The following is a 13,521-nucleotide window of genomic DNA, read 5'->3' as shown; positions in this document are numbered from 1 at the left end:
GCGCTGATGGCGTGAACGAGTGACGATTGCAAGACCGAGCGTCCGGGCGTAAGCCTGGCGGGAAGGCTGGAGTATAACAGAGCGAGCGCAATACGCTGCTTTCATGCTGCCCAACGGTGTATCAGGCCGCGATCTGTGGGGAAGCGCCCGACAGATCGCGGCTTTACAGGGTTATCAGCGTGGCAATTGCAGATTGTTCCACACCGCCAGGCTCGGTTCTGCCTGGTTCAGCGTGTAGAAGTGCAGGCCCGGGGCGCCACCCTCCAGCAGGCGTTCACACATCTGCGTGATGACGTCTTCGCCAAACGCCTGAATGCTCTGCACATCATCGCCATAGGCTTCCAGCTGCTTGCGGATCCAGCGCGGGATTTCCGCACCGCAGGCATCGGAGAAACGCGCCAGCTTGCTGTAGTTGGTGATCGGCATGATGCCCGGCACGATCGGAATGCTCACGCCCATCTTCTCTACACGTTCGACGAAGTTGAAATAACTGTCGGCGTTGAAGAAGTACTGGGTGATCGCACTGTCGGCACCGGCGTTGGCCTTGGTGACGAAGTGCTTGAGGTCATCCTCGAAATTGCGCGCCTGCGGATGCATTTCCGGGTAGGCGGCGACTTCGATGTGGAAGTGGCTGCCGGTTTCTTCACGGATGAATGCCACCAAGTCATTGGCGTGACGCAGCTCACCGCTGGCCATGCCCATACCGGAAGGCAGGTCGCCGCGCAGGGCAACGATGCGTCTGATACCCGCATCCTTGTACTGGGCAAGCAGGCTGCGCAAGTCTTCCTTGCTGTCCCCAACGCACGACAAATGCGGCGCGGCGGGCACTTTTACTTCGTTCTCCAGCTGAAGCACGGTATTGAGCGTGCGGTCGCGGGTAGAACCACCGGCACCGTAAGTGCAGGAGAAAAAATCGGGGTTGTACGTAGCGAGCTGACGAGCAACGGTCAGCAGCTTTTCATGTCCAGCGTCGGTCTTGGTAGGAAAGAACTCGAAGCTGAAGCGGCGTTCTTGAGACATGGGGGAGGAGACCTCCAGCTTTTAGCTGCAAGTTGCAAGCTGCAAGAGGGCTGTATGCCTGGCTCCGCAGTCTTACGCTTGCCGCTCACGGCTGTTTAGTAACGATAAAGAAACGAGCTTAAAGCCCAAGCTGCAAACAAGAAAAGCGCACTTGCTTGCAGCTTGAAACTTACCGCTTACAGCTATCAATCAATAGCGATAAGCGTCTGGCTTGAACGGACCTTCGACGGTCACGCCGATGTAGTCGGCCTGGGTCTTGGTCAGTTTGGTCACAACACCGCCGAAACCGCGGACCATTTCCAGGGCCACTTCTTCGTCGAGTTTCTTCGGCAGTACTTCAACGGTCAGACGCTCGGCTTTCTTGGCAGGTGCCAGGTCAGCGTACTTCTGATCGAACAGGAAGATCTGCGCCAGCACCTGGTTGGCGAACGAGCCGTCCATAATGCGGCTTGGGTGGCCAGTGGCGTTGCCCAGGTTGACCAGACGGCCTTCGGCCAGCAGGATCAGATAGTCGTCGTTCTGTGCGTCGAACGCGCCAGCACCGGTGCGGTGAATCTTGTGCACCTGTGGCTTCACTTCTTCCCATGCCCAGTTCTTGCGCATGAAAGCGGTGTCGATTTCGTTGTCGAAGTGGCCGATGTTGCACACGACAGCGCGTTTTTTCAGCGCCTTGAGCATGTTCGAGTCACAGACATTGACGTTGCCGGTGGTGGTCACGATCAGGTCGATCTTGCCCAGCAGCGCTTTGTCGATGCTCGCTTCGGTGCCATCGTTTTCGCCGTCGATGAATGGGGAAACCAGCTCGAAACCGTCCATGCAGGCCTGCATGGCGCAGATCGGGTCGACTTCAGTCACTTTGACGATCATGCCTTCCTGACGCAGCGACTGGGCCGAGCCCTTGCCCACGTCACCGTAGCCGATCACCAGTGCCTGCTTGCCGGACAGCAAGTGGTCGGTGCCGCGCTTGATGGCGTCGTTCAGGCTGTGACGGCAGCCGTACTTGTTGTCGTTCTTGCTCTTGGTCACCGAGTCGTTGACGTTGATGGCCGGGATTTTCAGCTCGCCCTTGGCCAGCATGTCCAGCAGACGGTGAACGCCGGTGGTGGTTTCTTCGGTCACGCCGTGGATCTTGTCCAGCATCGCCGGGTATTTCTTGTGGATGATCTCGGTCAGGTCGCCGCCGTCGTCGAGGATCATGTTGGCGTCCCATGGCTGGCCATCCTTGAGGATGGTCTGCTCGATGCACCACTCGTATTCTTCTTCGGTTTCGCCTTTCCAGGCGTACACGGCAATACCGGCGGCGGCGATGGCAGCAGCGGCCTGGTCCTGCGTGGAGAAGATGTTGCACGACGACCAGCGTACTTCGGCACCCAGGGCAACCAGGGTTTCGATCAGCACGGCGGTCTGAATGGTCATGTGGATGCAGCCGAGGATTTTCGCGCCTTTGAGCGGCTGCTCAGCGGCATACTTGCGGCGCAGACCCATCAGGGCAGGCATTTCGGATTCAGCGATGATGGTTTCGCGACGACCCCAGGCAGCCAGGGAAATGTCGGCAACCTTGTAGTCGTTAAATTCTGCAGGCGTGATTACAGCACTCATTGAGAGTCTCCATTCCATAAAAATGCGAATGGGCGCCGTTGTGCGTTTAAGGCTTGCCGGTTGTGATCAACCTGACAAACAACGCCCCATCCGAGCCTGACAGGGTAAACCTGCTGCAGCGCCCCTCGGACAGGTGGCGGGAACGGTATCAAGCGTAGATGACCGTTTTGAAACGGTTGGCAGTATAGCTGTGCTGGCGATTCTTCCCAAGGCTTTCTGTCGGGTAACTGGCCACCCTATTGCCATCTGGCTGTAATCGGGTGGATGCACAATTGCAATGACGCAGGCATGGGCGTTGGCCGCCGGCTCTGCCATCATGCTCGTCTCTACCGGCCAGACGCTCAGGAGTGAACATGAATTTCCACACCCGCAAATGGGTCAAGCCCGAAGACCTCAACCCCAACGGCACGTTATTCGGCGGTAGCCTGCTGCGCTGGATCGATGAGGAGGCGGCGATTTACGCGATTGTCCAGCTGGGCAATCAGCGCGTGGTGACCAAGTACATTTCCGAGATCAACTTCGTCAGCGCTTCGCGTCAGGGCGACATCATCGAGCTGGGTATCACCGCCACCGAGTTCGGTCGCACCTCGATCACCCTCAAATGCCAGGTGCGCAACAAGATCACCCGCAAGAGCATTCTGACGGTCGAGAAGATCGTCTTCGTCAACCTCGACGAAGACGGCCAGCCCGCCCCGCACGGCCGGACTGAAATCCGCTACATCAAGGACCAGTTCGACGTAGAGGATTGATCCATCTTCCAAGACCGGACGCGGAGCGTCCAGAACGGCATGCGACGCGGAGCGTCGCACGATAGTCGTGTAGAGCGGACAGGGCGACGCTTCGCTTGTCCGCGATCTGACGGGAACCGGCAGCAAAACCGGTGTATGCGGTACATCAGGCGCAACCAAAGTCGTCTGGTTTAGGGCCGCTTCGCAACCCATCGCGGACAAGTCCACTCCCACAAAAGCCAAGCTTTTCGGGCTCTTTCAGAGTTGCGTATGACGCTGAGCGCTCAGTTCAGCCCTTCGCCTGCAACGCCCGCAACCACGCCAACCCTTCGCTGGTGTCGCCTTTGGGGCGGTATTCACAGCCTATCCAGCCGGTATAGCCCAGCTCGTCGATGACGTTGAACAGGTGTTCGTAATTCAGCTCGCCCAGGTTCGGTTCATGGCGATCCGGTACCCCTGCAATCTGAATGTGGCCAATACCCGCAAAGTCGCGGCGCAGTTTGCTGGTCAGGTCGCCTTCGACGATCTGACAGTGATAGCAGTCAAATTGCACCTTCAGGTTATCTGCACCCACCTGCTTGCAGATGGCCTGCGCCTGATCCTGACGGTTGAGAAAGAAGCCCGGCATGTCGCGGGTGTTGATCGGTTCGATCAGAATCGTGACGCCAGCTGACTTCGCCTGCTCGGCCGCAAACGCCAGGTTTTCCAGATAAACCGCTTGATGGCGCTCACGCAAAGCTTCGCTGGGCAGCAGACCGGCCATCACGTGCACACGGTCGTTGCCCAGCACCTGCGCATATTCCAGCGCACGTTCGATGCCGCTGCGAAACTCCGCTTCGCGGCCCGGCAGCGTGGCGATCCCGCGCTCGCAGTTATCCCAGTCGCCCGGCGGGGCGTTGAACAGCGCCTGCACCAGACCGTTGTCGCTCAGGCGTTGTTTGAGTTCCTGCGGCGTGTAGGCGTAAGGAAACAGGTACTCGACCGCGCCGAAACCATCGGCGGCGGCTGCGGCAAAGCGCTCAAGAAAATCATGCTGCGGGTACAGCATGCTGAGGTTGGCGGCAAAACGAGGCATGTTAACTCCAGTCTTCAAAGGGTCAGACGAATGGCCAAAGCAGCAGGGTGATCACAAAGCCCAGTGTGCCGAGCAGCGTGACCAGTACGGTCCAGGTGCGCAAGCCGTCGGCGACGTTGAGGCCCGCCAGCTTGGTGAACATCCAGTAACCGGCATCGTTGATGTGCGACATGGCCAGACCGCCACCGCCCATCGCCAGACACAACAGAGCCAAGTGGTTGGCGCTCAGGTCCAGCGTGGCGATCAGCGGGCTGAGAATGCCGGCAGTGGTCACCAGCGCAACGGTGGTCGAGCCCTGCACCGCGCGCAGCAACAGCGTCAGCAGAAAGCCCAGCGCCAGCACCGGCAAACCGGTATTGCGCAACGCCTCGGAAACCACCGCACCGATACCGGTATCCACCAGCACCTTGCCGAACACGCCACCGGCACCGGCAATCAGGATAACCATCGCCACACCCGGCAAGGCAGAGCCGATTACGTCGGACACCTGCGTGCGGCTCCAGCCACGACGCGAACCCAGCAGCCAGGCGCACAGCAGTGTGTCGATCAGCAGCGCCACCAGAGGCGCGCCGAGAACCGTCAGCATTGCACGCAGCGTGGACGTCGCAGGCAGCAAGGTGGTGGCCAGCGTGCCCATCAGAATCAGCACGATCGGCAGCAGAATCAGCGCAATGATCAGCCCGAAACCCGGTGCAGGCGCTGGAGGCAGTTTGCTCGCCAGGCTGCTGGCGCTTTCTTCCGCGCCCAGGGTTTTGGTTTCGGTGGCTTCACGCACGCCGGAATAATCGTTGCGCGCCCAGGCTTCCAGGTCTTCGTTGGTGACATGCGGGCCGTAGACTTCGGCGCGAATATCATCGGTCATCGGGTAGGTCTTGCGAGTCATGCGGCCTGCCACGAAGTAGCCGATCATGCACAGCACCGCGACAATCGGGATACCCAGCATCAACACACGACCCAGGTCCGCGCCCAACTGGCTGGCCGCAGCAACGGCGCCAGGGTGTGGCGGCAGGAACGCATGCACCGCCAGCAACGCAGCACACATCGGCAGCGCGAAAATCAGCAGCGGCTTGCGCGCGGCACGGGCCACGCCGTAGGCCAATGGCATGAGAATGATCACGCCGACCTCGAAGAACACCGGAATACCCACCATGAAGCCGGCAACGGTCAGCGCCAGCGGCGTGCGCCTGTTGCCGAAACGGTTGATCAGCGTCCTGGCCAGTGCTTCGGCCCCGCCCGACAGCTCGATGATGCGTCCGATCATCGCGCCCAGGGCGATGATGATCGCGATGTGGCCGAGGGTCTTGCCCATGCCGCCTTCAATGGTTGCCACCAGATCTGCCGGCTTAACACCGGCGACCAGCGCCACGATGATGCTGACCAGCATCAACGCAACGAACGGCTGAAATTTATACTTGAGCACCAGAAACAACAGCAGTGCGATGCCCGCACCGGCCACGACCATCAACATGAGCGGCGTCATGCCCGTGCACTCCGGTCAATGGCAGTAAAGAGTGACAACGAAACAGCGGGGTAAGGGTGAGTCATGCTCTCGATTCCTGTTGTTATTGTTTTTCGGCCGCGAGGCGCAGTGCGCCCCTCGATCAATGTGTGTCCGTTACCACTTCGCGCCGAACACCTGACGCAATTCTTCCAGCGCCGCCGGGGCCAGCGGTGCAGGTTTAGGGTTGCTTATCAGCCACAGACGGGCGGTTTCTTCCAGCTCTTCCAGGGCGTAACAAGCCTTGGCCACCGAGCTTTCCCAGACCACCGGGCCGAGCCGCTCAAGCATCACGCCGCGTACGCTGTTGGCCAGCTCCGCCACGCGCTCGGCGACTTTCGGCGAGCCCGGACGCTCGTAGGGGATCAACGGGATGTGCCCGACTTTCATGACTTGATAGGGCGTCAGTGGCGGCAGGATGTCATCTTCACGCCACACGCCGGCCAGGGTCAGCGCCACCAGATGCGTCGAGTGGGTGTGCACCACGCCGCCGACTTCCGGGTTGCGGTCATAAACTTCGCGGTGCAGCGCCAATGTCTTGGACGGCTTGCTGCCGGACACCCATTCACCGGCCAGATTGACTTTGGCGATGTCTGCCGGGTCCATGCGGCCCAGGCAGGCGTCGGTCGGGGTGATCAGCCAGCCGTCATCAAGACGTGCGCTGATGTTGCCCGCGCTGCCGACCGTGTAGCCACGGCCATACAACAGCCGGCCGACGTCGCAGATTTCCTGACGCAGGGCGTTTTCATCAATCATCAGGCTTCTCCCGCCAATTGCTTGAGGGCCTTGGCGAAGAAGTCGCGTGCGCCGAAGTTGCCGGATTTCAGCGCCAGTGCCAGCGGTTGCGCGCCGCTGCTGACGGTGGCCGGAACGCCCGGATCGATCTGTGCGCCGATCTGCAGCAACTGCACGCCCAGCGCCTGAACGACAGCCCCGGAGGTTTCGCCGCCAGCGACCACAAAGCGGCGCACACCCGCGTCCAGCAGCCCTTTGGCGATTTCGCCCAACGCGGCTTCGACCATCGCCCCGGAGCGCTCGACGCCCAGCTCGTTCTGTACGGCTTTGACTTCATCCGGCGTGCTGGTGGCGTAAATCAACACGGTTTGCCCGGCGTCTCTGGCAAACGCCAGCGCCTGCTCGACCACCGGCTTGCCTGCGGCCAGATCCAGCGGATTGATGCGCAGGGCAGGGCGATTGGCTTCCAGCCAGGCCGCGACCTGGCCGTTGGTGGCAACCGAAGCGCTGCCTGCCAGCACCACTTCGCCGCCGCTGATCGCAATCTGTTTGGCCGCGTCTATGTCGCGCAGCTTGCCCGCCTTGCGGAAGTTGCCCGGCAGGCCCAACGCCAGCCCCGAACCACCGGTCAGCAGTGGCAGGTCGGCGCAGGCTTCGCCCAGTGTGTACAAATCGGCGTCCGACAGCGCATCGGCAATCGCCATACGCACACCTTCAGCGCGCAGTTCGGCAATTCTGTTGCGCACGCCCTCGACACCTTGGGCAATGCTGTCGTAGCGCAACAGGCCGACTTTGCCGGTGGTCTGCGCTTGCAGCACGCGCACCAGATTGGCGTCGGTCATTGGCGTCAGCGGGTGGTTCTGCATGCCCGATTCGCTGAGCAACTGGTCCTGTACGAACAAATGACCGCGGAAAATCGTGCGGCCGTTTTCCGGAAAGGCCGGGCAGGCCAGGGTGAAGTCGCTGCCCAGTTGTTCCAGCAGTGCCTCGCTGACCTGACCGATGTTGCCGGCGGCAGTCGAATCGAAGGTCGAGCAATACTTGAAGAAGATCTGCTCGCACCCGCGCTCGCGCAGCCATTCCAGCGCAGCGAGGGATTCAGCCACGGCGTCGGCGCTTGGCGTGGTGCGCGATTTCAGGGCAATGACAATCGCATCGGCGTCCAGGCCTGCAGCCATCTCGGCGCTAGGGATGCCGATGCTCTGCACGGTGCGCATGCCGCCGCGCACCAGCATGTTGGCCAGGTCGGTCGCGCCGGTGAAATCGTCAGCAATGCAGCCCAGCAGCGGGCGAGCGTTATTCAGGCTCATCAGTCGCTCCTCAGGCTTTTTCAGGCTTGGCTTTCGGCAATTCGATGCCCGGGAAAATCTTGATCACCGCCGAGTCGTCTTCGCGGCCGAAACCGGCACTGGAGGCCTGCATGAACATCTGGTGCGCAGTGGCCGACAGTGGCAGCGGGAATTTGCTGCTGCGTGCGGTATCCAGCACCAGGCCCAGGTCCTTGACGAAGATATCCACAGCCGACAGCGGCGTGTAATCGGCATTGAGGATGTGCGGCACGCGGTTTTCGAACATCCACGAGTTACCGGCACTGTTGGTGATCACTTCGTACAGCGCGTCCGCATCGACGCCTTCACGCAGGCCGAGCGCCATCGCTTCGGCACTGGCAGCAATGTGCACGCCGGCCAGCAACTGGTTGATGATTTTGACTTTCGAGCCCAGCCCGTGAACATCGCCCAAGCGGTAGACCTTGCCGGCCATGCCAGTGAGGATGGCTTCGGCCTTGGCGTAGGACTCGTTCGGGCCGGAGGTCATCATGGTCATCTGGCCGGAAGCGGCCTTGGCTGCGCCGCCGGAGATCGGGGCGTCGAGGTACAGCAGGTTCTGCGCGGCCAGGCGTTCACCCAGCTCGACAGCGAAAGTCGGCGCCACGGTGGCGCAGCCGATCACCAGGCTGCCCGGACGCAGGGCCGCGATGGCGCCGTTTTCACCAAACAGGACAGTTTCAGTCTGCTCGGCATTGACCACAACGGTAATGATCACGTCGCAGGCAGCGGCCATGCTGGCTGGGGATTGGCAGGCAACACCGCCTTCCTGGGCGAACGCTTCGGTCACGCTGGTGCGCACATCGCAGGCATGCACAGTGAAGCCGCTGCGCAGCAACGAGCGGGCAATGCCCAGACCCATTGCACCCAGGCCGATAACGCCGACATTTTTGCTGTTCATGCAGTAATCCTCAAAGTCAGTGCCGATGCCTGTGTTGCCGGCATTCGAGCGTTTATTGTTCTGATCTGTGAATCCGATAGTGAATCAATGACTAGATAATGTGAAGTATTTTTATTTTTCACAAAATTTAACATCGATAGGGTTTCTCCATCAGGCTTTTCCATCGCCCACAAAAAAGCCCCTGATAGGGGCTTGATTGGAACCGTTCGGTCAGCAACGTAGAGCATCGCTTGCTACACGATCAGAATTTCGGCACCGGTGCGCTGGTGGCGTTGCGCAGCGAGCCGCTTTCCTGACGTACAACCTCTTTGGGCTTGTAGGCACAAAAGCCTGGGCGCGGTCCGATTTTCGGATGGTTGCGGCAGGTGTCCGGGCGCTTTTCATAGATGGTGCACAGGCGGCTTTTGCGATCCAGGTACAGGCAGTCATTGTTGCTCATGCGCTGCAACGTGAAGATTTCCGACTTCTGGTTGTAACGCTCAACGATGCCTTCCTTCTGCAGACGCTTGGCGATGTTCTTCGCCGGGTCGCCACGCTCGAACTCATCGACGATGCCGATGCGGATCAGGTCCTTGATCTTCACTTCTACCGGCAACGTGCAGCAGCTGGAGATACAGCCCCCGCACATATGGCTGGAGTACTTGGCCCAGGTGTCGATGCGATCGAGTTCTGCGGCGGCGATCAAGGTGGGTTTCATTTTATTTCAGAATTCCGGGTGTATCGGGGCGCGCGATCATACCGGTCCGCGGCCATTTGCAGTAAGTAAAAATTGTCGAGGCGACTGTCGGTATTGCCCGTATCACCGGTTGCGAGCGCCACGCCTGCCGAAAGTACTCAGTCAGCAGGCGTGGTCATGCAGGCGGCTGACTCAGGACTTGAGCTTGTCGTCGGCCCTGAACATGCTGCGGATCCCGCGCACGGCCTGGCGGATGCGGTCCTGATTCTCGATCAGCGCGAAACGCACGTGATCGTCGCCGTATTCACCAAAACCGATGCCCGGCGAAACACAGACCTTGGCTTCGGCCAGCAGCTTCTTGGCGAACTCCAGCGAACCCAGGTGCGCGTAGGCTTCGGGAATCTTTGCCCAGACGTACATCGACGCCTTGGGGTTTTCGACCATCCAGCCCAGTTCGTGCAAGCCTTTGACCAGCACGTTGCGGCGCTGGCGATACTGCTCGGCGATGTCGAGCACGCACTGCTGATCGCCTTCCAGCGCGGCAATGGCGGCGACCTGCAACGGCGTGAAGGTGCCGTAGTCGTGGTAACTCTTGATCCGCGCCAGCGCGTTCACCAGCTCGGGGTTACCAACCATGAAGCCGATCCGCCAGCCCGCCATGTTGTAGCTCTTGGACAGGGTGAAAAACTCGACGGCAATGTCCTTGGCGCCCGGCACCTGCATGATCGACGGGGCTTTCCAGCCGTCGTAGACGATGTCGGCGTACGCCAGGTCGTGAATCACCAGCACGTCGTACTGTTTGGCCAGCGCCACCACACGCTCGAAGAAATCCAGCTCCACGCATTGCGCGGTTGGGTTCGATGGGAAGCCGAGAATCATCATCTTCGGTTTGGGAATCGAGCCGCGAATGGCCTTTTCCAGCTCGGCGAAGAAGTCCACGCCCGGCACCAGTGGCACCGACCGCACCTGGGCGCCGGCAATCACGGCACCGTAGATGTGGATCGGGTAACTGGGGTTTGGCACCAGCACGGTATCGCCCTGATCCAGCGTGGCGAGCATCAAGTGCGCCAGGCCTTCCTTTGAGCCGATGGTCACGATGGCTTCGCTTTCAGGGTCGATATCGACCTCGTAGCGTTTCTTGTACCAGTTGGAAATGGCCCGGCGCAGGCGCGGAATGCCGCGTGAGGTGGAGTAACCGTGGGTGTCTTCGCGCTGGGCGACGGTGACCAGTTTTTCGACGATGTGCGGCGGCGTGGCCCCGTCGGGGTTGCCCATGCTCAGGTCGATAATGTCTTCACCACGACGACGCGCAGCCATCTTCAGCTCGGCGGTGATGTTGAACACGTAAGGGGGGAGTCGATCTATGCGCGCAAAGCGGCGCGGCGAACCTTGGTCAGCCATGAGTGTCTCGCAAACGTAAGCGCCCGGAACCGTCCGAGCGACGTGGCCACATGAGGCGGCCTGCTGCGCAAGATAAGGGGGGCGATGGCGTTTTGTCCACAGGGTTTTTCAGCCAGGCACCGCCCGCGACATTCGGCCCCCACCAAACGGTAGCGGCGGTGTAGAATCGCGCTATTCATCGCCATTCATCCCCCGGCGGGTTTATGAGCTCAGGCCGAGTACACGGTGATCCCGTGGTGTTCGGTTTCTTCGCTGCCTGTGGTCACTGCCGCTCGCCCGCGACGTCAATAGAAGCTCACTCCCTACCCTGATCAGCCCTAGTTTTGCCGGAGTGCTCCAATGCCTGATTACCGCTCGAAAACGTCCACCCACGGCCGCAACATGGCCGGCGCCCGTGCCCTGTGGCGCGCAACGGGCATGAAGGACGAAGATTTCAAGAAACCGATCATCGCCATCGCCAACTCCTTCACCCAGTTCGTACCGGGCCACGTCCACCTCAAGGACATGGGCCAACTGGTCGCCCGTGAAGTCGAACGCGCCGGTGGCGTGGCCAAGGAATTCAACACCATTGCGGTCGATGACGGCATTGCGATGGGCCATGACGGCATGCTGTATTCGCTGCCAAGCCGCGAGATCATCGCCGACTCGGTCGAATATATGGTCAACGCGCATTGCGCCGACGCCATCGTGTGCATTTCCAACTGCGACAAGATCACCCCCGGCATGCTGATGGCGGCACTGCGCCTCAATATCCCGGTGGTTTTCGTGTCTGGCGGGCCGATGGAAGCGGGCAAGACCAAACTGGCCAGCCACGGCCTGGACCTGGTCGATGCAATGGTGATCGCTGCCGACTCCACCGCCAGCGACGAAAAAGTTGCCGAATACGAGCGCAGCGCCTGCCCAACGTGCGGTTCGTGCTCGGGCATGTTCACCGCCAACTCGATGAACTGCCTGACCGAAGCGCTGGGCCTGGCCCTGCCGGGCAACGGTTCTGCACTGGCCACCCACAGCGATCGCGAGCAACTGTTCCTGCAGGCTGGCCGCACCATCGTTGACCTGTGCCGACAGTACTACAAGGAAAACGACGATTCGGTGTTGCCGCGCAACATCGCCAACTTCAAGGCGTTCGAAAACGCCATGACGCTGGACATCGCCATGGGCGGTTCGACCAACACCATCCTGCACTTGCTGGCGGCTGCTCAGGAAGCCGAGATCGACTTCGACCTGCACCACATCGACCGTCTGTCACGCAAGGTTCCACAGTTGTGCAAGGTCGCGCCTAACATCCAGAAGTACCACATGGAAGACGTACACCGCGCGGGCGGGATCTTCAGCATCCTCGGCGAGCTGGCACGCGGCGGTTTGCTGCACACCGACCTGCCGACCGTGCACAGCAAAACCATGGCCGAAGGCATCGCCAAATGGGACATCACCCAGACTGACGACGAAGCGGTGCACACCTTCTTCAAGGCAGGCCCGGCCGGCATCCCGACGCAGACCGCGTTCAGCCAGTCGACCCGTTGGGAAAGCCTGGACGACGACCGTGAAAACGGCTGCATCCGCAGCGTCGAGCATGCCTACTCTCAGGAAGGCGGCCTGGCCGTGCTGTACGGCAACATCGCGCTGGATGGCTGCGTGGTGAAAACCGCCGGTGTCGATGAGTCGATCCACGTCTTTGAAGGCAACGCCAAGATCTTCGAAAGCCAGGACAGCGCCGTGCGCGGGATTCTCGCTGACGAAGTGAAGGCGGGCGACATCGTCATCATTCGTTACGAAGGCCCGAAAGGCGGTCCGGGCATGCAGGAAATGCTCTACCCGACCTCGTACCTGAAGTCCAAAGGGCTGGGTAAAGACTGTGCGCTGCTCACTGATGGCCGTTTCTCGGGCGGTACCTCTGGCCTGTCCATCGGCCACGCCTCGCCGGAAGCAGCAGCGGGTGGTGCGATTGGTCTGGTGCGCGATGGTGACAAAGTGCTGATCGACATCCCGAACCGCTCGATCAACCTGATGATCGACGACGCCGAGATGGCCGAACGTCGCGCTGAACAGGACAAGAAAGGCTGGAAACCGGTCGAGCCGCGTCCACGTAAAGTGACCACCGCACTCAAGGCCTACGCCCTACTGGCGACCAGCGCCGACAAGGGCGCTGTGCGTGACAAGGCATTGCTGGACAAATTGGTGCCTTGATTTGCCCGATCAAAAAAAGCCCTGACGTTCACTAGTCGGGGCTTTTCTTTATTTAACACAGCCCCCTCTTTTCAAGCCCGACGCCTTAAGCCAACGTTGCGGGCCGCAGTCTGATTACTCCGCTCATTACTCTGTAAGAAATGAGCGACAGCCTCTTATGAATTAGCCGACGCGCCCGTTGGCCATCTTGTACTACTTCAACGCCGTATCAGTAGTAACGTTGCTCGACGACCTGATCCGGCAATTTGATGGTGTAAGCTCGGAAAGAAGCGTATAGACTCCCGCCCTCTCTATATCAGCACTCTTCATCAAAAGAGGGCTGGTTTTATATCGGAGCAACAATGTTAAAGGATCTAACGGCTGTATTCGCGCCACA

General features: G+C 60.3%; 11 protein-coding genes and 1 riboswitch. Of the genes, 2 read left to right on the top strand and 9 right to left on the bottom strand.

The features are described 5' to 3' along the window. Positions 1 to 174 precede the first annotated feature (174 nt). Both metF and ahcY read right to left on the bottom strand, forming a co-directional pair. Complete coding sequence (gene metF, locus QRN38_RS14010) at positions 175 to 1,020, bottom strand: methylenetetrahydrofolate reductase [NAD(P)H] (RefSeq protein WP_005765400.1); 846 nt, start codon at positions 1,018 to 1,020, stop codon at positions 175 to 177. Between the two features lie 189 nt (positions 1,021 to 1,209). Next, entirely contained in the window at positions 1,210 to 2,619 is a 1,410-nt protein-coding gene (ahcY, locus tag QRN38_RS14005) for an adenosylhomocysteinase (RefSeq protein ID WP_005765398.1), read from the bottom strand. A gap of 23 nt (positions 2,620 to 2,642) precedes the next feature. Continuing rightward, a riboswitch (S-adenosyl-L-homocysteine riboswitch) is annotated at positions 2,643 to 2,752 on the bottom strand. A 220-nt stretch (positions 2,753 to 2,972) separates the two neighbouring features. Here ahcY and QRN38_RS14000 point away from each other — a divergent pair. Continuing rightward, positions 2,973 to 3,368 (top strand): acyl-CoA thioesterase, encoded by a 396-nt coding sequence (locus QRN38_RS14000; RefSeq protein WP_002551711.1) that lies wholly within the window; start codon positions 2,973 to 2,975, stop codon positions 3,366 to 3,368. 268 nt (positions 3,369 to 3,636) lie between these two features. On the opposite strand, the gene otnI is transcribed toward QRN38_RS14000, so the two are convergent. The 7 genes from otnI to alaC all read right to left on the bottom strand — a co-directional run bounded on the left by otnI (position 3,637) and on the right by alaC (position 10,958). After that, positions 3,637 to 4,422, bottom strand: a complete 786-nt coding sequence (otnI, locus tag QRN38_RS13995; RefSeq protein ID WP_007247341.1) for a 2-oxo-tetronate isomerase — start codon at positions 4,420 to 4,422, stop codon at positions 3,637 to 3,639. 22 nt (positions 4,423 to 4,444) lie between these two features. Continuing rightward, complete coding sequence (locus QRN38_RS13990) at positions 4,445 to 5,902, bottom strand: GntT/GntP/DsdX family permease (protein ID WP_057418345.1); 1,458 nt, start codon at positions 5,900 to 5,902, stop codon at positions 4,445 to 4,447. A 135-nt stretch (positions 5,903 to 6,037) separates the two neighbouring features. Beyond that, positions 6,038 to 6,676 (bottom strand): 3-oxo-tetronate 4-phosphate decarboxylase, encoded by a 639-nt coding sequence (gene otnC / locus QRN38_RS13985; protein ID WP_005765392.1) that lies wholly within the window; start codon positions 6,674 to 6,676, stop codon positions 6,038 to 6,040. Beyond that, positions 6,676 to 7,965, bottom strand: a complete 1,290-nt coding sequence (otnK, locus tag QRN38_RS13980) for a 3-oxo-tetronate kinase (protein WP_024666049.1) — start codon at positions 7,963 to 7,965, stop codon at positions 6,676 to 6,678. The genes otnC and otnK overlap by 1 nt, the downstream gene beginning before the upstream one ends. A gap of 10 nt (positions 7,966 to 7,975) precedes the next feature. Continuing rightward, entirely contained in the window at positions 7,976 to 8,908 is a 933-nt protein-coding gene (gene ltnD / locus QRN38_RS13975) for an L-threonate dehydrogenase (RefSeq protein ID WP_322928537.1), read from the bottom strand. A 214-nt stretch (positions 8,909 to 9,122) separates the two neighbouring features. Continuing rightward, entirely contained in the window at positions 9,123 to 9,578 is a 456-nt protein-coding gene (locus QRN38_RS13970) for a YkgJ family cysteine cluster protein (RefSeq protein ID WP_003383161.1), read from the bottom strand. A 171-nt stretch (positions 9,579 to 9,749) separates the two neighbouring features. After that, positions 9,750 to 10,958, bottom strand: coding sequence for an alanine transaminase (gene alaC / locus QRN38_RS13965; protein ID WP_005739631.1), 1,209 nt, complete (start codon positions 10,956 to 10,958; stop codon positions 9,750 to 9,752). 339 nt (positions 10,959 to 11,297) lie between these two features. Here alaC and ilvD point away from each other — a divergent pair, with 339 nt between their 5' ends. After that, complete coding sequence (gene ilvD / locus QRN38_RS13960) at positions 11,298 to 13,145, top strand: dihydroxy-acid dehydratase (RefSeq protein WP_057418346.1); 1,848 nt, start codon at positions 11,298 to 11,300, stop codon at positions 13,143 to 13,145. Positions 13,146 to 13,521: the final 376 nt, after the last annotated feature.

The organism is Pseudomonas sp. CFBP2511, from assembly GCF_030209255.1.
Classification (GTDB): Bacteria; Pseudomonadota; Gammaproteobacteria; order Pseudomonadales; family Pseudomonadaceae; genus Aquipseudomonas; species Aquipseudomonas avellanae.
The sequence above is the reverse complement of the archived record's forward strand: the minus strand, read 5'-3'. Positions and strand labels throughout refer to the sequence as shown.